A 20,190-nucleotide genomic window follows, 5' to 3' on the forward strand; every position below is an offset into this window, starting at 1 on the left:
TATCGCTTGCGCTTTTGAATGTTGAGAGCTTGAGTATTTGATTTACCTTTTTTAAATAATGATTATCGAAAATAATGTGGTTAGGAGCCAGTGATGAGCAATGCTGATACGTACTTAAATGCCTTTGGCGGGCTGGTTACCAATAGTGGTCATGCTAGTGATGAGATGGTCATCGAGATATCTAATGTCAGTAAGTGGTATGGAGACTTTCAAGTACTGACTGACTGTACGGCGCATGTACATAAAGGTGATGTCGTTGTTGTTTGTGGTCCATCGGGCAGTGGTAAGTCGACATTGATTAAGACAGTTAATGGACTTGAGCCTTTTCAAAAGGGTGACATCATGGTCAATGGTATCTCTGTCGGTGACCCAAAGACTAATTTACCTAAGTTACGTAGCCGTGTCGGCATGGTGTTTCAGCATTTTGAGTTGTTTCCACATTTGACTATTATTGATAATTTGACCGTGGCGCAAATCAAAGTGTTGGGCCGTAAAGAGTCTGAGGCAAAACAAAAAGCGATGGCCTATCTAGACCGTGTTGGTCTGACGGTACAAGCGGCGAAATATCCAGCGGAGCTCTCTGGTGGTCAGCAGCAGCGTGTTGCGATTGCACGAGCGTTGGCCATGGATCCAGTCGCAATGCTATTTGATGAACCAACCTCCGCGCTTGATCCTGAGATGATTCAAGAGGTGCTAGATGTGATGGTTGAGCTGACTCGTGATGGTATGACCATGATGTGCGTGACGCATGAAATGGGCTTTGCCAGTCAGGTGGCCAATCGTATTATCTTTATGGATGAAGGGCATATCGTAGAAAACTGTAGTAAAGATGAGTTTTTTGAAGGCGCGAAAAGTGGCCGTGCGCAGATGTTCTTATCGAAGATTTTAAATCATTAAATACACTTTGATTTACGATTGTTTATAGCAGTATTTCTGAGATAAAAACATGTTCTAAAGATTACTTTTCTTTCCACTACTAATAATTATATAAAGCGCCCTATTAAAGACAGTTAAACGCTATCTTTAATAGGGCGCTTTGTATTGAGCTTTTTTTGTATAACTATTTGAAAAACGATTTAGAGCCTATGATGTTTACTCTCAAGGTGTTTAAATAAGATAGCTTTGAGACTATAAAGCTGCTGAAAATAGAGCGGGAATAGTCGCAGGATTAGAGAAATCGCAAACGGCAAAGGTAGATGAAATGGTTCATCTGATTAATCAAACAAGTTTGAAAAGATAGTAGTCATAATATAGATGAGTTTAATTTAATTTAACGTTATTAACTTAATTAGGATTGAATATGACGCTAAAACGAACCGTCGGCATACTACTATTCAATGAAGTAGAAGTATTGGATTTTGCAGGACCTTTTGAGGTGTTTTCGTTGGCTGAAAATGCTGCCAGTTCTAGTGATGATAAGCACTTTAAGGTTATCACTATTGCCGAGAACCAAGCAACGATATCCGCTAGGAATGGTCTACAAGTCATTCCTGACTATAGTTTTGCCAATCATCCAGACATTGATGTCTTAATCGTCCCCGGTGGATACGGTGCCGAAAAAACAGAAATATATAATAAGGTGGTAATTGATTGGATTATCACTCAAGCAAGTTTGGCAGAGCTGACGCTTTCAGTGTGTACGGGAGCATTGCTATTGGCTAAGGCAGGTTTGCTAACTGGTAAGTCAGCAACCACGCACTGGATGGATTTGGATAATTTAGCATCCTATCCTGATATCGATGTGATCTCGCATACGCGTTTTGTAGATGCTAGTGATGATACTGGTAATATCATCACATCAGCGGGGATAAGTGCAGGCATTCACGCAAGTCTATACTGTATAAAGAAGTTAATAGATAGTGAAACCATGCGTGCAACAGCACATCGCATGGAGTTCGATATTGATTAAGTGAATTGTTAGATAGGTGAGTGAATGGCTGTTTACTGGAGCCCATCTCAGATTCTGTGTAACTGCCATTTAGATTAAATGCCTGCTTATACGATCATCAAACATAATCATAAAGCGATTAAGAGCAGACGTCCAGTTACGGATTGGCATCGACCACTTTTTGGATGCCTGCTGGGTGGCTAAGTACACCACTTTAAATGCTGCCTGATCAGATGGGAACACCTTACGCTTATTCACCGCTGTTCGAATCACGCTGTTCAATGACTCAATAGCATTGGTGGTATAGATGGCTTTTCTGATGTCTTTAGGGTAATTAAAGAACACCGTTAAGCCCTCCCAGTTATTGCGCCAAGACTTAACCACATGCGGATACTTATCACCCCACACCTCATCAAAGTGCTCAAGATTAGCCTCAGCTATCTCAAGCGTATCAGCGCCGTAGATGGCCTTTAAATCAGCCGCTACGGCCTTTTTATCCGTCCACGGCACAAACTTCATTGAATAGCGCACCATGTGTACGATACACAGCTGAACCTGTGCCTTTGGATAGACGGTGTTAATGGCATCAGGGAAGCCCTTTAGACCGTCAACACAAGCGATTAAGATGTCTTGTACGCCACGGTTTTGAAGCTCGGTAAGAACACCTAGCCAGAACTTAGCGCCTTCATTCTCTGAGAGCCACATACCAAGCAGCTCTTTCTTACCGCTAAGATTGATGTCTAGGGCTAGGTAAATGGCTTTGTTGATGATCTGCTTGTCTTGACGTATCTTCACGACGATGCAGTCCAAATAGACGATAGGATAAACACTGCTCAGCGGCCGGTTCTGCCAAGCAGTGATGTCCTCTAATATGTTATCGGTGACTCTTGAGACAAGAGAGCTTGAGATGTCGACATCGTAGAGCTCTTTAATGCTCTCTACAATCTCGGTGGTGGTTTGACCCTTGGCGTATGAGCGAGGATAAGCAAGTGTGTGGGGCACACTTGCCCGAAGCGCAAGACGGAAGGCTATGCCTGTAGTGACGATATGATCTTGTCATCGAGACCTGAGATACGGGTTTGATGCTTACTAACGAGTACAGGCTCAAAGCTGCTATCACGGTCTCTTGGGGTAGAGATTTCAAGATCGCCTGTGTCACTGCGGACGGTCTTTTTAGTGTGTCCGTTGCGCTTGTTTGGTTTATCTGCTTTCTCATGCTTGGGGTAGCCGAGATGGTCTTCCATCTCAGCCTCTAAGGCAGTATCGATAAAGGATTGCATGAGCTGCTTTTGGAAGTCTTTGATGTCATCAAAGCTTTTCATGCTACCAGCCATTTGCTCGGCCAGTTTCTTAATGTCAGATTGAGTAGTCATTGCTTATTCTCCTGTTAATGGATTATAAGCAGTTACACAGTTTTTAGGAAACTCCCGTTTACTGATACAATAGCGGTCAATATTTTTGATAATTAAAATAATTCATAAACCATCTTGGAGTTTATATGAGCGTAGAAAATCCATCTGTAGCAACGAGCACAGCATCAAAAAAAGGTGTGGTCATTATTGGTGCAGGACTGGCAGGCTGGCATGTCATTGATGCCATTCGTGCCAAAGACACAGAGATTCCAATCACATTAATCACGGCTGATAGTGGCGACCGTTATCACAAGCCGATGTTGACGATGGCAATCAGCCAAAACAAACGAGCATCAGATTTGGTACGAGCATCTGGTAGCGAAGCGGCGAACACAGCAGAAGTGACGTTGTTAGCCAATACGCAAGTGACAGATATCGATCCAGTGAGCCAAACTGTACAGGTGCGCTCTACTGCACAGTCAGATGATGCGCTGACGACTATTGGCTATGAGAAAATGGTGCTAGCGATGGGCGCGCATCCTATCTTCCCTAAAAGTCTGCCGCAAGATTTGGTCTGGCATGTCAATCACATCGAGCGTTTTAGTCAGCTACAAGAAAAGCTAGCAACAGGTAGCCAACATATTGCGATCGTTGGTGCTGGTATGGTGGGTACAGAAATCGCAGAAGACCTGCTTAAAGCTGGTCATAAAGTAACGCTTATTGATCTAAACGATGCACCGCTTTCGCAGATGCTACCAGCCAAAGCGACCGCACGTATAGCCAAAGCGATCGAGTCGCAAGGTATTCAATTCTTAGGTGGTTATCAAGTATCAGCTGTCACTCGTGTTAATGACGATGACAATAATAATGACAGCGAAGATGCCGAGAAGCTACAAGTGGACTATGCACCGTTATCATCGGATACAGATAATACTGATACTCAGCCGCTCGAACCACTAATTGTAGATCATGTGATTGCCAGTACAGGTCTGACAGTCGATGAGCAATTACCTGCGGCGGCTGGTGTGGAATTCGATCGCCGTACGGGTATCGTGGTGGATGCAGCGACGTTGCGTACCAATGCAGCGAATATCTATGCCATCGGCGACTGTATGTCTATCAATGGGGTTGCTTGTCGTTATGTTGCGCCATTACGCGCGCAGGCTGCGACTATCGCTGATGATATCTTAGGTCATGAGCATAGTGGTTATGATCATAAGCCACCAATGATTCGCCTAAAAAATAAAGCCATCTCTGTGATGGTGACGGGTGTACCGCAAGCAGCAGGTAATTGGCAAGTAAAGACTGAAAGCGATGATGAGCTAATCATGGATTTGCTTGATGATAATGAAACCGTTAGCGCAACAGTAACAATTAAAGCGCCTGCAGTTCCTAAGGCATAATGGTTGCAATACCGTCTTTTGAAAAACTAATAAAAGCATATAATTTATAAGTGATGTCCTTTATTAGATACTTTCTAGAGGACTTAGTTAAAAGACAATATTGATGATCGAGCCAGCCCATTCCTTATGATGTGGCTGGCTTTTTTGCGTCAAATATTTGCCATAATTCTATGCTACCTTTTACTAAGTAGAAATATAGGCTATCTAATTAAATGATACACAATGTATTGATATTGTTGACAGGCTTTCATTTAAGGCGCTATATTGGTTAGGGTGTGATTTGACTATCATGTCTAGTGATAAAAGATATTCAAGGAAGAATATCGTGTTTACTGTAGTAGTGCACTTCTACTTTCTACGATAATAGATTGACATAAACAGTTAAATGGCAATACCAACATCAAATAACAAAACGAAAGGACTCGTTATGACCCAGCTGACCAGTTTCGACAGTATTCTCAATGCTGTTCCCAAAGTTGACATAGGTGCACGATCAGCAAATGCGCCGCTTACCCGAAGCCATGATAAAGGAATTGATGTGCCGTTGATTGAGGCGACCATCGGTGATTTTTTTGATGCTATTGTTGAGAAATATCCTGAACGTGAAGCCTTAGTTTCTCGTCATCAAAATATCCGCTGGACGTATCAACAGCTACAACAGAAAGTTAATCAGCTGGCAAGTAGTATAATTGAGATGGGGCTTGAGATTGGCGATCGTATCGCTATTTGGTCGCATAACAATGCTGAATGGCTGCTCATGCAATTAGCCACGGCAAAAGTCGGCGTTATCCTCGTTAATATCAATCCTGCTTATCGCACTTTTGAGCTGAAATATGCTTTGAATAAATTGGGCTGCTCGGCATTGGTATTGATGCGTCATTTCAAAAGCAGCGACTATACGCAAATGATTCGTGAGCTTTGCCCTGAGATTTATCATAAAAAATATACTCAGCTTGATCTGGTTGAGATTCCAACGATTGAACGTATCGTTTGGATTGATGAATCAGACTCTGATGAAGACTTCAATTTTATGCAGAAATTCTCTGCATGGATGGCAGAAGGTGATGCCAACGATCCACGTGTCGCAGAGCGTCAAGCACAGCTTCAAAATACAGACTCAATCAGTGTACAGTTTACTAGTGGGACGACAGGTACGCCAAAGGGTGCCACATTAAGTCATCGTAATATCCTCAATAATGGCTATTTTCTTGGCGAAGGTATGAAGCTAACCTGCGATGATAGGCTGTGTATTCCATTACCGCTTTATCATTGCTTTGGCATGGTAGGTGGTAATTTAGCTATTTTAACCCATGGTGGTTGCGCCGTTTATCCTAATGATGGTTTTGATCCGCTGACCGTATTGCAAACGATTGAAGAGGAGAAGTGCACCGCCTTACTTGGTGTACCGACGATGTTTATCGCAGAGCTTGATCATCCAGATTTTGATAGTTTTGATTTGTCTAGCCTGCGTACAGGCGTCATGGGCGGCTCTAGCTGTCCGATAGAAGTCATGCGACGTGTCATGGATAAGATGCACATGAGCGAGGTCACTATCGCCTATGGCATGACTGAGACCAGCCCTGCTTCTTGCCAGACCAGCTCACAAACGCCACTCGAAAAAAGAGTCTCTACCGTCGGAATGGTGTTGCCAGCACTAGAAGTCAAAATCATCGATACTGAAACAGGTGATGTCGTCCCGATTGGCGAGACGGGCGAGCTACTGACCTATGGTTATGCCGTGATGAAAGGCTATTGGGGCAGCCGCTTTAAAACACGCGCCGCGATTTCTGATGGCTGGATGCATACCGGTGATTTGGCAGTGATGGATGAAGATGGCTACATCACTGTGGTGGGTCGCAGTAAAGATATGGTCATTCGCGGCGGCGAAAATATCTATCCGGTAGAAGTCGAAAATTATCTCTATCGTCATCCTAATATTCGTGATGTAGAAGTTGTAGGCGTACCAGACAAGCACTATGGTGAAGTGCTTGCCGCATGGATTATCCCAAAAGAGCCGGGCAGTTTGAGTGAAGAAGAAGTCAGACAGTTCTGTCAGAATCACATTGCTAATTACAAAGTGCCGACCTACTTTCGCTTTGTCAATGACTATCCGATGACAGTGACTGGCAAAATTCAAAAGTATAAAATCGTTGAGCAAATGATAGAAGAGTTGGGTCTAGAGTAATCTAGGACTATGGGCAGTCGCCGTTACTAAGGATAAGAGAACTATGTATCGTAACGTCTAGTTATCCCCATCATCATTCATATAAAAGCCGGCCCTATTATTTATAATAGGGCTGGCTTTTTGGTGTCAAATATTTGCCATGATTCTATATTACCTTGGACTAAGACGAAATATTGATGACTAATTAAATGATACATATCGTATTGATATTGTTGACAGGCTTTCGTTTAAGGCGTTATAGTAGCTGGATGCTATATAAAACCTAGTCAAGGAAGAAGGTTTTCTCGCAAGCTCTCAATAAGCACATAAAAAGTAAAACGAAAGGACTCGTTATGACGCAAACTTCTGATTTTGATGCGACTCAAATTGATTTTGATACTATTTTAAATAATATTCCTAGTATCAATATGGGCGCATGCTCAGCCAATGCACCACTTACTCAAAGCTATGACAAAGGTCCTGATGTACCGCTGATTGAAGCGACAATCGGTGACTTTTTTGATGCTATTGTTTCTAAATATCCTGAGCGCGAAGCATTGGTCGTCCGCCATCAAAATATCCGCTGGACATATCGTGAGCTACAGCAGCAAGTGAATCAGCTAGCCAGTAGCATGATTGAAATGGGACTAGAGATTGGCGATCGTATTGGTATCTGGTCACACAACAATGCTGAATGGTTGCTCATGCAATTGGCCACGGCAAAAGTCGGCGTTATCCTCGTTAATATCAATCCTGCCTATCGTACTTTTGAGTTGCAATATGCCCTAAATAAACTGGGCTGCTCAGCGCTGGTACTAATGCGTCATTTCAAAACCAGTGACTATGCCAGTTTAATCCGTGAGCTATGTCCTGAGATTTACCATAAAGACTACACTCAGCTTGATTTGGTCGAGATTCCGACGATTGAACGTATCATCTGGATTGATGAGCCAGAGTCGGACGAGACATTTGGCTTTATGCAAAAATTCTCTGCGTGGATGAGCGAGGGCGATGCCAACGATCCGCGTGTTGCCGAGCGCCAAGCCCAGCTTAAAAACACCGATGCTATCAATGTACAGTTCACCAGTGGTACGACAGGTACACCAAAAGGTGCAACCTTAAGCCATCGTAATATCCTTAACAACGGCTACTTCATCGGTGAGGCCATGAATCTCACTGAAGAGGATAGGCTGTGTATTCCAGTACCTTTGTATCATTGTTTTGGTATGGTGCTTGGTAATCTAGCGATTCTCACGCATGGCGGTTGCATCGTATATCCAAACGATGGCTTTGAGCCATTGACCGTATTACAAGCAGTCGAAGAAGAAAAGTGTACAGGTCTGCACGGCGTGCCAACGATGTTTATCGCAGAGCTTGACCATCCTGAATTTGAAAACTTTGATTTGTCTACCCTGCGCACGGGTATCATGGCTGGCTCTAGCTGTCCGATTGAGGTTATGCGCCGTGTCATCGATAAGATGCATATGAGCGAAGTCACCATTGCCTATGGCATGACAGAGACCAGTCCTGTATCTTGCCAGACCAATGAGCATACGCCACTTGATAAACAGGTCTCGACGGTAGGACTGGTACAGCCTGCGCTTGAGGTGAAAGTCGTTGATACGGAAACAGGTGAGATTGTCCCGCTGGGTGAGACGGGTGAGTTGCTTACACGAGGCTATTCCGTGATGAAAGGCTATTGGGGCAGTCGTTTTAAAACGCGTGAGGCTATCCAAGATGGCTGGATGCATACGGGTGACTTGGCCACAATGGATGAAGACGGCTACGTAAAAATCGTCGGGCGTAGTAAAGATATGGTGATTCGTGGCGGCGAAAACATCTATCCAGTAGAAATTGAAAATTATCTCTATCGCCATCCAAAGGTTCGTGATGTACAAATCGTGGGTATACCAGATGAGCGTTATGGTGAAGTGCTGGCAGCGTGGATTATTCCGAAAGAGCCTGGCTGCTTGACTGAACAGGAAGTACGCGAGTTCTGTAGCGAGCATATCGCTCACTATAAAGTGCCGACTTACTATCGATTTGTGACTGAATATCCAATGACCATCACTGGCAAAATTCAAAAATATAAAATCATTGAGCAAATGAAAGAAGAGTTGGGTTTGTAGTAAGCTTACTTATCTACTCTAAAAAACAAAAGACTAACCATATTCATTTCACTGTAAAAGTATTACAGCGTTAACCTCGCTTGAAGTATCACACATACATCTGCACTCGGTTGCCTTGTACTACTTTTAAATTGAATCGACTATATGTGAGCAACGCTTAAAAATAGCAGTTAGTATCATTTATATAAAAAGCTACTTACATCTACGTATCTATCTATGTATAAGAAAAAAAGGGATATCATGAGCGCTATCATAACCAGTAAACTGAGTCCAAACTCAAGCGATTTTCAGCAAAACAGTGCCGCGATGCAAGAGATAGTCGATGACCTGTATGTACACTTGCGTAAAGTTGCCCAAGGTGGCTCAGAGCGCGCACGAGCCAAGCATCTAGCGCGTGGCAAACTCTTGCCTCGTGAGCGTGTCGAGCGTTTATTGGATGTGGGCACGCCGTTCCTAGAAGTGGCACCGATGGCTGCACATGATATGTATGGCGAAGAGATTCCGGCGGCTGGCGTGATTGCAGGTATTGGCCGTATCAATGGCATCGAGTGTATGATTGTCTGTAATGATGCCACGGTAAAAGGCGGCACATACTACCCAATGACGGTCAAAAAGCACCTGCGCGCCCAAGAGATTGCGCAAGAAAACCATTTGCCGTGCGTTTATCTGGTTGATTCAGGTGGCGCAAACTTACCGAACCAAGATGATGTGTTCCCTGATAAAGAGCATTTCGGTCGTATCTTTTTTAATCAAGCCAATCTGAGTGCAGCAGGCATTCCGCAAATTGCTGTGGTTATGGGTAGCTGTACGGCTGGCGGTGCGTATGTGCCTGCCATGAGCGATGAATCTATTATCGTCAAAGAGCAAGGTACGATCTTTTTGGGTGGTCCGCCACTGGTAAAAGCAGCGACGGGCGAAGAGGTCACGGCAGAAGACTTGGGCGGTGGTGATGTACATACCCGTTTATCAGGCGTGGTCGATCATCTAGCCCAAAACGATACGCACGCGTTATCGATTGCCCGTAACATCGTCAGCCATCTAAATCGCCCTGCGAAAAATATCCCTAATCAAATCACACCGTGTCCGCCACGTTACGATGCCAAAGAACTCTATGGTGTGATTCCAACGGACAAGCGCAAGCCATTTGATATCAGAGAAATCATTGCACGTATCGTTGATGATAGTGCCTTTGATGAGTTTAAAGCACGCTTTGGTACGACGTTGGTCTGTGGATTTGCTCATATCGAAGGGATGCCTGTTGGTATCATTGCCAATAACGGCATTCTGTTCAGTGAGTCAGCGCAAAAAGGCACGCACTTCATTGAGCTGTGCTGTAAGCGCAAAATCCCATTAGTATTCCTGCAGAACATTACTGGCTTTATGGTTGGGCGTAAATACGAGAATGAAGGTATCGCTCGTCATGGCGCCAAGATGGTAATGGCTGTGGCCAATGCAAAAGTGCCAAAATTCACCGTTATCGTCGGTGGCTCGTTCGGCGCTGGTAACTACGGTATGTGTGGCCGTGCTTATAGCCCGCGTTTCTTATGGATGTGGCCAAATGCTCGTATCTCTGTCATGGGCGGTGAGCAAGCAGCGTCAGTACTGGCAACGGTCAAACGTGATAACTTTGATCGCAAAGGTGAAGCGTGGAGTGATGAAGATGAAGCAGCATTTAAAGCGCCGATTCGTGAAATGTATGAAGAGCAAGGTCATCCGTATTATGCTACCGCACGTATGTGGGATGACGGCGTGATTGATCCTGCTGATACGCGCAATGTATTGGCTTTAGGACTAAGCGCGGCTTATAACGCGCCGATTGAAGAGACGACGTTTGGTGTCTTTAGAATGTAAGCGTTCTAAGGTCTCCCCATAATAAGCGACTACTGCGTCAACCTCATTTAAAGTACGATTTGTACATCTACGCTTAGTCTTTGCACTTGGTTATCTTGTATTAACATTATTATGGATTGACCAAGAGCTTGTTTGAGTATTTATACAAAAAATATAGAGAAAGTTATGCAAAAAGACAGTAATAAAAATTATAAAAGCCTATTGGTTAACGTTGAGCAGCACGTGGCGACAGTGACGTTAAATCGTCCCGAGATACGTAATGCTTTTAACGATGAAATGATTGCTGAGCTAACCGATGCATTCAGTACGCTTGGTGCTGATGATGAGGTACGTGTCATTGTGCTAGCGGCTGCTGGCAAGGCATTTTGTGCAGGCGCTGATTTGAATTGGATGCGTGCCATGGCAGATTATAGCTATGAAGAGAATCTAGCGGATGCTGATAAATTGGCGCAAATGCTTAAGACTATTTATGAATGTCCTAAGCCAACAGTCGCGGCTATTCAAGGCGATGTTTATGCGGGTGGCATGGGTTTAGTTGCTGTTTGTGATGTGGCTATCGCCGTTAAGATTGCTAATTTCTGCCTCAGTGAAGTGCGTTTGGGCTTAGCCCCTGCCACTATCAGTCCTTATGTTATCCGAGCGCTAGGTGCTAGAGCGTCGCAGCGTTATTTCTTAAGTGCTGAAGTATTTGATGCCAAAAAGGCGCGTCAGCTTGGTTTTATCCATGAGCGTGTTAGCGAAGAGTGGCTAGGCGATGAAGTGGCTGCGTTCTGTAACAAGGTCGTCAAAAACAGCCCTGATGCAGTTAAGACCTGCAAACAGCTATTACACGATGTTGCTGGTGCGCCTATTACAGATGAGCTGATTGCTGACACGGTCAAAGGTATCGCTGATATTCGCTCATCAGAGCAAGGCCGCGAGGGTGTGCAAGCATTTTTGCAAAAGCGTAAACCTGATTGGCTAATGGCAGACTAACTAGTAGCAGAACAATGATAGGCAAATGGGTAAATAGACAAGACGTCAAATAATAACGACAAGACACAGGGATAGTTATGTTTTCTAAAATTCTAATCGCCAACCGTGGTGAAATTGCTTGCCGAGTGGCTGCGACTGCTAAGCGTCTTGGCGTCAGTACCGTTGCTGTTTATTCCGATGCGGATCGTGAGGCCAAACATGTGGCTGTCTGTGATGAGGCTATCTATTTGGGTGGTTCGGCACCGAAAGACAGTTATCTCAAAGGCGATGCTATTATTGCGATAGCGCTTGAGACTGGTGCCCAAGCGATTCATCCAGGATATGGGTTCTTGAGCGAAAATGCAGACTTTGCGCAGGCTTGCCAAGATGCTGGCTTGGTGTTTATTGGCCCATCGGCGGATGCTATTCGTGCCATGGGCGGCAAGTCTGAGTCTAAGCGCTTAATGGAATCGGCTGGTGTGCCGCTGATACCAGGCTATCATGGTGATAACCAAGATGCACAGTTTTTGCAGCAGCAGGCAGATAGTATTGGCTATCCTGTCTTGATTAAAGCCAGTGCAGGTGGCGGCGGTAAAGGCATGCGTATCGTTGAAAAAAGTAGCGATTTTATTGATTTGTTAGATTCGTGCCGCCGTGAAGCGATTACCAGTTTTGGCAATGATCAAGTGTTGGTTGAAAAATACGCGCTAAAACCGCGTCATATCGAAATCCAAGTATTCGGTGATACGCATGGTAATTATGTGCATCTATTTGAGCGTGATTGCTCAGTACAGCGTCGCCATCAAAAAGTACTAGAAGAAGCACCCGCACCGGGTGTTGATACTGCCATGCGTGAAGCAATGGGCACAGCGGCAATCGAAGCAGCACGTGCAGTTGGTTACGTTGGTGCAGGTACGGTTGAATTCATCGTTGAGCAGCATGAAGACTCTATGAATTTTTATTTCATGGAAATGAATACGCGTTTGCAGGTTGAGCATCCAGTCAGTGAAGCCATTACGGGTGTCGATTTGGTCGAGTGGCAGCTGTTGGTTGCTGCGGGTCAGCCATTGCCAAAAACGCAAGATGATTTGGCTATCAACGGTCATGCTATTGAGGCGCGTATCTGTGCTGAAAACCCTGACAATAATTTCTTGCCAGCGACAGGTACGTTGTTTACTTATCAAAAGCCTGAGCATAGTACCTTTAACATTACCGATGTGCGTATCGATGATGGCGTACGTGAGGGTGATGTGATCAGTCCTTTTTACGACTCTATGATTGCTAAGCTTATCGTGCATGCTCCTACGCGCGAGCAAGCGTTGGCGAGACTAGATCGTGCATTGGCGCAGACGCGTATCGTTGGTCTACCAAATAACGTGGCATTTTTGCGTTATATTTTAAATACCGATTCATTTAGCAAAGCCAATCTTGATACGGCATTGATAGAGCGTGAGCAGGATAAGCTTTTTGATCAGCACCCTCTCGGATTATCGACGCTTGTGGTGACTGCTATTGCACAGCAGCTTGCGAGCGAAGCGACAACGCAGAGCTCAGATCCATTTAGCAAGGCAACAGGTTTCCGTGCTTATAGCGATTATACTCGTTCATTTAGCTTGGTTTATGATGAGCAAGCCTACAGTGCTCGCATCATTAATTGGCACAATGCGAGTTGTGCTGATAGCAAAAAAGGCAGCGATAATCTCAGTAGTTTTACGCTTGTCATTGGTAAAGAAATTGCGAATACGCAGGATGATAGCAATATCAATGTAGCGGCTCAGACCGAAACGGTTTATGAAGGTCAGATCAGCTACGATAGCAGTGACGCGCACAATCATACCTTGTGGTTAGATGGTGCACGTATCAGTGCCCAAAGCTGGGTGAATAACGAGAGAGTTTATGTATTCACGGATAGTGGACGCGATGAAATTACGCTTATTGATATCATGGCACATGTGGGCGAAGATACAGCAGCGGTTGGCAGTTTAAAATCGCCAATGCCAGGACAAGTGGTTGCATTCAAAGTAGCTGTTGGCGATACTGTGAAAAAAGGCGAGCCACTTGCCGTCATCGAAGCCATGAAAATTGAACACACGATTACCGCACCGACAGATGGTGTGGTAGCAGAGCTATTATTTGCAGCAGGTGATTTGGTCGCTGATGGTGATGAGCTATTGCGCATTGATACTGAAGGTTAATAAAGGCTTATAATTAACAGCCAAATAACAAAAAGGACGACAAGTATGAGCCATTCGTATCCAAGCCATGTCAGCATCGTTGATGTCAGTCCGCGTGATGGACTACAAAACGAATCCATGACGGTGCCGACTGAGGTTAAGCAGGCGCTCATTAATGATTTGATTGCAGCGGGTGTCAAAAAACTAGAAGCGACCAGTTTTGTTTCGCCAAAGTGGGTGCCACAAATGGGCGATAACAGCGCACTGCTTGACGCACTAGCGCCTGCGCGGCGGACGGACGTTTGTTACTCGGTACTGGTGCCCAATATGCGTGGCTTTGAAAATGCTATTTTGCGTTGCCCAGATGAAATCGTCATCTTTGGTTCAGCCAGCGAAACCTTTAGCCAAAAAAACATCAACTGTAGTATCGATGAGAGTATCGAACGTTTTGCACCAGTGGCTGCGGCAGCAAAAGCGCAGGGTATAAAAGTACGTGGCGTTATCTCTTGTACGGTTGGTTGTCCCTATGAAGGCGAAATTGACCCTAACCAAGTAGCTTATGTCACCAAGCGTTTGATTGAGATCGGTTCTGAGCAGATTGGCATTGCTGATACGATCGGTGTGGGTACACCGCTCAAAGTACAACGAGCGTTACAAGCTGCACTTGAGTATGCTGATATCTCTATGCTATCGGGTCATTTTCATGATACTTATGGCCAAGCGCTAAGCAATACTCTGGCTGCATTACAAATGGGTGTGAGTGAGTTTGATACCTCTGTCGCTGGCCTAGGTGGTTGTCCTTATGCCAAAGGCGCAACGGGCAATGTTGCGACTGAAGACGTGGTTTATATGTTGCATGGTATGGGTATCAGCACAGGCATCGATTTGGATAAATTGCTCGTGGCAGGCGAGCGTATCAGTGCGTTCTTAAAGCGTCCGAATGGCTCAAATGTGGCACGTGCCATCATTAATAAACGCCATTAACAAACGCCAGTCTTAATTAGTATAGTCAATGCACTGTGAAGGTATGACAGCGTTAACCTCGTTTGAAGTATTCGATATACATCTACACTCGGTTGCCTTGCCATACTTTCACATTAAGTTGACTATGACATTAAAAACGGTATCAAAAATACAGTTATATTGGCTTTAAAAAACAGATTAAAATTCGAAAACTAAATATTAAAATACAAGGAATGGTTATGAGTTTACCTGGATTGAATTTTCAACTTGGCGAAGATATTGACGCGCTACGTGATGTCGTACAGCAGTTTGCGGCAAACGAGATCGCCCCACGTGCTACTGAGATTGATAGCAGCGATGAGTTCCCAATGGATCTGTGGCAGAAGATGGGTGACCTCGGTCTACATGGTATTACCGTTCCTGAAGAGTACGGCGGCTCTAACATGGGCTATGTTGCCCATATGGTCGCGATGGAAGAGATTAGCCGAGCTTCGGCGTCGGTAGCACTGAGCTATGGCGCACATTCTAATCTATGTATTAACCAAATCAAACGTAACGGCTCTGAAGAACAAAAGCAGAAATATCTGCCAAAGCTAATCAGTGGCGAGTTCATCGGTGCATTGGCAATGAGTGAGACAGGCGCTGGCTCAGACGTCGTCAGTATGAAGCTAAAAGCTGAAGAAAAAGACGGCAGCTATATTTTGAACGGTAGCAAAATGTGGATTACCAATGGTCCCGATGCTGATGTGATGGTGGTCTATGCGAAGACCAATCCTGAAATGGGTGCCAAAGGCATGACGGCCTTTATCGTTGAAAAAGGTATGGAAGGCTTTGGTACCGCACAAAAGCTAGACAAGCTGGGCATGCGTGGTAGCCATACTGGCGAGATGACTTTTAATAATGTAAAAGTACCAAGCGAAAATATCTTGGGCGGTCTTAATGAGGGCGTTAAAGTATTGATGAGTGGCCTAGATTATGAGCGCGCCGTGTTGGCTGCAGGTCCTATCGGTATCATGCAAGCGGTGATGGACAATGTCGTGCCTTATATCCATGATCGTAAACAGTTTGGTCAAGCGATCGGTGAGTTCCAGCTGATCCAAGGTAAGGTTGCGGACATGTATACGATACTGCAAGCAGGTCGTAGTTTTTTATACACCGTGGGTAAAAACCTCGATATGTTGGACGCGCGCGGTGCAGGTCATAGTCGAGAAGTACGTAAAGACTGCGCCAGTGTGATTCTATGGTGTGCTGAAAAAGCCACATGGATGGCAGGCGAGGGCATTCAAATATTTGGCGGCAACGGTTATACCAATGAGTATCCACTTGGTCGCTACTGGCGCGATGCTAAGCTATATGAGATTGGCGCAGGCACCAGTGAAATCCGCCGTATGCTAGTCGGTCGTGAGCTATTTAACGAGACCAAATAAGAGACAGCTAATAATGCCTTAGCTATTTTCTAATATAAAATAAAAAAGCAGTACGTTTAAAACGTGCTGCTTTTTTTGTGTCAACGTCAAACCGAATTATCTATAAGCGGTTAAGACTTATTGCGATAATCAAAGTATCTTGCCAAACCATTTAATAATAAATCATCACGTAAGCGCACTGGGCGATTAACATGCTGGGAGATAATGGCTGCATCTCCACCTGTCATAATCAACTCAAAGTTAGGATGACGATGGCTAATCTCATTGATCGCGCCGACGATAGAGAGCAAAATCCCTCGATGCACCGCGTCTTGAGTAGTCAAACCTTGACTGACGCTATCAAAAGTACCGTTCGAGATAGTGATTTGCTTAGTACCAGAGAACAGTGACTCACGTTGCAGGTAGATACTGGGGAAAATATAACCGCCCAAATGCTCAGCATGATCAATCAAATCAATGGTCACCGCTGTACCGCAACCAATCACACACTGGCGTTTTTTCTTATCGACCGCGCCCAGCATCTGTAGCCAACGATCACAGCCGAGCTGCTGATCATTGTAAGCACTTTTCATCAGCGCGTGCGCCGCATCGACATGGACAAACTCAAACGGAATATTCAAACGACTGAGCGTCTCTGATACTTTGGCATTGAGATTGTCACCCAATACTGATGAGATACCAATAAAGTCAGGCGCATAACGCTCAAAGCGATCCGTCAGACCCATAAGTAATTCGGCAGGCGCTTGCAAATGCTGCTTGGCATCATGCGCGACTATTTGTCCGATATCATCGGTTAGCCAGTATTTTAGGCGGGTATTTCCAAGATCAAGCCAGAGCATAAAAGTCCCTTTATATAGTGCTCGTTAATGATGGTGTTCATCAATATAGTTGTCTAAGCCTAATAAATAACGTCGATGCGTCCAGTAAAAAGCGTAGAAATCTTACCGCTATCTTGGCGCAATTGCAAACAGCCATGTGTGTCGACACCGCAAGCGATTCCTGTCACGACTTTTTCCTCGTTATTATAGTCTTGCGTGACGCGTAAGCACAGACCTGATAGCGCATCCATCGTCGCAAACTGCTCCAAAAAACTATCCAAATAATAAGTATGACCCGTTGGCTGCTCTATGCCCAAATGCTCAAAGCGTGTCATCGCCGCCATCAATGCTTTGCTCATTTGCTGATAGAGCATTGGTAGGTCTGGTAGGCTCGCAGGTTGTGTCTCTAAAGACAGTATCTCATTAATGTCTTGTAAGCTAATCGCTTGGTAGCTCATACCCTCAGACGTTTGTGTGGTGAGCTTTGGTGCTGCTTGTACATTTAGGCCAATGCCTAGCACCACACCGACCAACCTACCAGCTTTAGTCACTGGTTCTATCAAAATCCCAGCCAGTTTATTAAAGGGTAGGGTACGCTGATTTGCTGCATCACTATTCAATACGGAATCTAATACCGAGCTGTCCGTTATGGATTGTTCTTTAGATAGCTCTTTAGATTGGCTCTGAGCTTGCTGATAAAACCCCAAGTCATTTGCCCATTTTACACCGATTGGTGTCAGTCCCTGCGCTTGCAGTTGCTCGTTCAGTGTTTGAATGACGGGCATTTTTGCCAGTTCAAGGCCAATGATGAGCGATAATAAGCCACTGATTGGCATATGCACAGGATGATATAGCGACAGATAGACATTGCCGCGCGGTGATTGCCACGAGCGCCCGTGCTGACCACGACCTGCGCTTTGGGTTTCCGCCGTCAAAACGTGTACGGTGGCGACATCTAACGACCCGTTTTGCAAGGCTTCTATCAGCTCGCTATTGGTCGAGGCGCTACTAGCCACATGACGGTGATTGAGCTCGGATAAATAGGTAGAAAAACTAGTGAGTGGCGGCATAAGTTTAGTCGATGTGGTTAAAGGAAACTTTGATATACTGAGCGATTATTGCGGTCAGACAGTACCGAGTAAACAGCATAAAGGTCGCGTTGAGATTTGGCAAATACAATTAAGCACGCCTAAGCGCTAGTGAGTACTATAGCGCCAGTCAGTATTATAAAAGGTTCGTTCTATGATGTTATATGTGTGGTTTGTGATTGCAGGCGCGTTTGCGGGTGTCAGCGCGGGCTTGTTTGGCGTCGGCGGTGGTATGATTATCGTGCCCGCATTGGTTTGGATTTTTACCGCATATGACTTTTCGCCAGAAGTAATCACCCATTTGGCCATCGGGACGTCACTGGCAACTATCGTAGTGACCTCAATCAGCTCATTGACTGCACACAACAAGCGTGGCGGCGTGCGCTGGGAAGTATGGCGCAAGATGGCGCTTGGATTGGTCATCGGTAGTTTGGTCGGTGCTGGTATCGCGGATATGATTGATGGGCAAGCGCTACAGGCTATCATTGGTTTCGGTGCGCTATTGGTCGCGCTAAAAATGCTGTTCTTTTCGAATAAAGAGCAGGTGGGCAAACCGTTACCATCGGCCGGTGTCCAGTTTGGTGCCGGTACTGGCATTGGGATGGCGTCCTCTATTTTTGGCATTGGCGGCGGCAGCTTGACCGTACCGTTCTTGAACTGGGCAGGGCTTCCGATGAAACAATCGGTCGGCACATCAGCGGCATGCGGTCTACCAATTGCCTTGGCTGGAGCAGCAGGCTTTGCTTGGTTCGGTCAAGACGTGGTCAATCTGCCTGAGGGTACGATAGGGTTTGTCCATGTAACAGGATTCTTGTTTATTTCAGTCGCCAGCTTTGCGATGGCAAAGGTGGGCGCCAAGCTTGCCCATATATTACCTGCGCTCATGCTTAAGCGCGCATTTGGCATATTATTGATATTTGCTGGAGGGCAGTTGTTACTGAGTGGGTTGGGTGTTTTATAGCAATAATGAGTTTTTATAAAATTAGTATGCAAAACGTGAGACATTATTAGTATGAAAGCTGCAGAAAAGTACCGCCGTGTTTTCGGCTCAATGAATCATCTAAAAGACCAGTTATCATGGACGACGGGTCTCTCTAATATGGTAGAGTTTTTGGCATGGGAGCCGCAGCGTATTTTAGGTATTACTAAAAAGCAATACGTACGCCAAATCATTGAATGGGCGGCCCACCCAGAGTTAAAGGACAAAAATATAGAGGAGATTGAGCAATCAGTCATCAAAAAGCTCAATACAAAAATGAATGAAACTGAGCAGCTAGAGACGTATTCAACGCAAACGATGGGTATCTGTAATGCGAGAGAAGCCGTGCGCCGCGTAACGTTCTTTTCTGAAGACTATCTCAATAAAGAATTCGATATCTTTTTGAGTTTGTGCAGTGATGTTTATCTGAACTTATTTTATCAGCAATTTATCAGCTTTGAGCCGAGTGGATCATGGTCGACACATGGTAATAGCGGTATGTTTGAAAACAGTACAGAGCTAAAAGCAATGTATATGGACAACCTAGCCTATAACCATCAGGGGAATGTATTGATAGCGAATGAGTTAAAACTCGCTGGTCGGAAAAACCCAGACCCAATCCTAAAGTATTGTTTGATGTATGAGCACTTATTAGAAAAAGGCTTTATAGATAAAGGGGCAAAGTTTTTATTGTTATTTATCGGTGGTGACGCGCTAAAGCAAAACAAGCAAACGCTCGTAGATCGGGAGCTGGCTCTATGTCATAAACGGCCAAGAAAGTATCAGCATTTGCTAAGACCAGAGCTGTTAGAAATAGTCGATCACTTAGAAGTAGCAAGTATCTCTTGGTCAACCTTCATCGAGTTTAATAATCGCTACTTAGCAGAAAATAGCGTCTGCCAAGTGGAGCAAAAACTATTACGAGGGTTCCATCAAAGCCTAGAATCAAAATCGTTTATGCACTTAGCCGTTTAACCCTAAAAACCCACTACAATTTCAG

Annotated in this window: 14 protein-coding genes and 1 pseudogene; 12 read left to right on the forward strand and 3 right to left on the reverse strand. The window is 44.9% G+C overall.

All coding sequences use genetic code 11. The annotated features are described in order from the left end of the window. The first annotated feature begins 165 nt into the window (after nucleotides 1–165). Nucleotides 166–897 carry an amino acid ABC transporter ATP-binding protein gene (locus tag ACS8FA_RS17020; RefSeq protein WP_439264304.1) on the forward strand — a complete coding sequence of 244 codons (732 nt, stop codon included), beginning with the start codon at nucleotides 166–168 and terminating at the stop codon, nucleotides 895–897. A 403-nt stretch (nucleotides 898–1,300) separates the two neighbouring features. Continuing rightward, complete coding sequence (locus tag ACS8FA_RS17025) at nucleotides 1,301–1,909, forward strand: DJ-1/PfpI family protein (RefSeq protein WP_439264293.1); 609 nt, start codon at nucleotides 1,301–1,303, stop codon at nucleotides 1,907–1,909. A 69-nt stretch (nucleotides 1,910–1,978) separates the two neighbouring features. On the opposite strand, the pseudogene ACS8FA_RS17030 reads toward ACS8FA_RS17025, so the two are convergent. Continuing rightward, nucleotides 1,979–3,261: pseudogene (locus ACS8FA_RS17030) on the reverse strand (IS256 family transposase). Nucleotides 3,262–3,386: 125 nt separating this feature from the next. Between ACS8FA_RS17030 and ACS8FA_RS17035 the strand changes: the two are divergent. From ACS8FA_RS17035 to ACS8FA_RS17070, 8 genes are all read left to right on the forward strand, one after another. Then, nucleotides 3,387–4,643, forward strand: coding sequence for an FAD-dependent oxidoreductase (locus ACS8FA_RS17035; protein ID WP_439267317.1), 1,257 nt, complete (start codon nucleotides 3,387–3,389; stop codon nucleotides 4,641–4,643). Between the two features lie 427 nt (nucleotides 4,644–5,070). Beyond that, entirely contained in the window at nucleotides 5,071–6,828 is a 1,758-nt protein-coding gene (locus ACS8FA_RS17040; RefSeq protein WP_439267315.1) for an AMP-binding protein, read from the forward strand. Between the two features lie 332 nt (nucleotides 6,829–7,160). Beyond that, nucleotides 7,161–8,936, forward strand: coding sequence for an AMP-binding protein (locus ACS8FA_RS17045; protein ID WP_439267313.1), 1,776 nt, complete (start codon nucleotides 7,161–7,163; stop codon nucleotides 8,934–8,936). A 240-nt stretch (nucleotides 8,937–9,176) separates the two neighbouring features. Continuing rightward, nucleotides 9,177–10,787, forward strand: a complete 1,611-nt coding sequence (locus tag ACS8FA_RS17050; RefSeq protein WP_439267311.1) for a carboxyl transferase domain-containing protein — start codon at nucleotides 9,177–9,179, stop codon at nucleotides 10,785–10,787. Nucleotides 10,788–10,952: 165 nt separating this feature from the next. Beyond that, entirely contained in the window at nucleotides 10,953–11,762 is an 810-nt protein-coding gene (locus tag ACS8FA_RS17055; protein ID WP_439267309.1) for an enoyl-CoA hydratase/isomerase family protein, read from the forward strand. A 77-nt stretch (nucleotides 11,763–11,839) separates the two neighbouring features. Next, nucleotides 11,840–13,936 (forward strand): acetyl/propionyl/methylcrotonyl-CoA carboxylase subunit alpha, encoded by a 2,097-nt coding sequence (locus ACS8FA_RS17060; RefSeq protein WP_439267307.1) that lies wholly within the window; start codon nucleotides 11,840–11,842, stop codon nucleotides 13,934–13,936. A gap of 45 nt (nucleotides 13,937–13,981) precedes the next feature. Continuing rightward, nucleotides 13,982–14,899: a hydroxymethylglutaryl-CoA lyase gene (locus tag ACS8FA_RS17065; protein ID WP_439267305.1), complete on the forward strand. Its 918-nt coding sequence runs from the start codon at nucleotides 13,982–13,984 to the stop codon at nucleotides 14,897–14,899. Between the two features lie 218 nt (nucleotides 14,900–15,117). Beyond that, nucleotides 15,118–16,305: an isovaleryl-CoA dehydrogenase gene (locus ACS8FA_RS17070; protein ID WP_439267303.1), complete on the forward strand. Its 1,188-nt coding sequence runs from the start codon at nucleotides 15,118–15,120 to the stop codon at nucleotides 16,303–16,305. Between the two features lie 110 nt (nucleotides 16,306–16,415). Here the strand turns inward: ACS8FA_RS17070 and ACS8FA_RS17075 are convergent, their stop codons facing one another. Further along, nucleotides 16,416–17,144, reverse strand: a complete 729-nt coding sequence (locus ACS8FA_RS17075) for a pantothenate kinase (protein ID WP_101205592.1) — start codon at nucleotides 17,142–17,144, stop codon at nucleotides 16,416–16,418. A 59-nt stretch (nucleotides 17,145–17,203) separates the two neighbouring features. Beyond that, on the reverse strand, nucleotides 17,204–18,193 hold the full coding sequence (locus ACS8FA_RS17080) for a biotin--[acetyl-CoA-carboxylase] ligase (RefSeq protein WP_439267301.1): 990 nt from the start codon (nucleotides 18,191–18,193) through the stop codon (nucleotides 17,204–17,206). A 175-nt stretch (nucleotides 18,194–18,368) separates the two neighbouring features. Here ACS8FA_RS17080 and ACS8FA_RS17085 point away from each other — a divergent pair, with 175 nt between their 5' ends. Together ACS8FA_RS17085 and ACS8FA_RS17090 are read left to right on the forward strand one after the other, a co-directional pair. Beyond that, nucleotides 18,369–19,172, forward strand: a complete 804-nt coding sequence (locus ACS8FA_RS17085; protein WP_185156659.1) for a sulfite exporter TauE/SafE family protein — start codon at nucleotides 18,369–18,371, stop codon at nucleotides 19,170–19,172. Between the two features lie 51 nt (nucleotides 19,173–19,223). Beyond that, nucleotides 19,224–20,165: a hypothetical protein gene (locus ACS8FA_RS17090; RefSeq protein ID WP_439267299.1), complete on the forward strand. Its 942-nt coding sequence runs from the start codon at nucleotides 19,224–19,226 to the stop codon at nucleotides 20,163–20,165. Nucleotides 20,166–20,190 lie beyond the last annotated feature (25 nt).

Source organism: Psychrobacter sp. 1Y1 (genome assembly GCF_051847395.2).
Taxonomy (GTDB): Bacteria; Pseudomonadota; Gammaproteobacteria; order Pseudomonadales; family Moraxellaceae; genus Psychrobacter.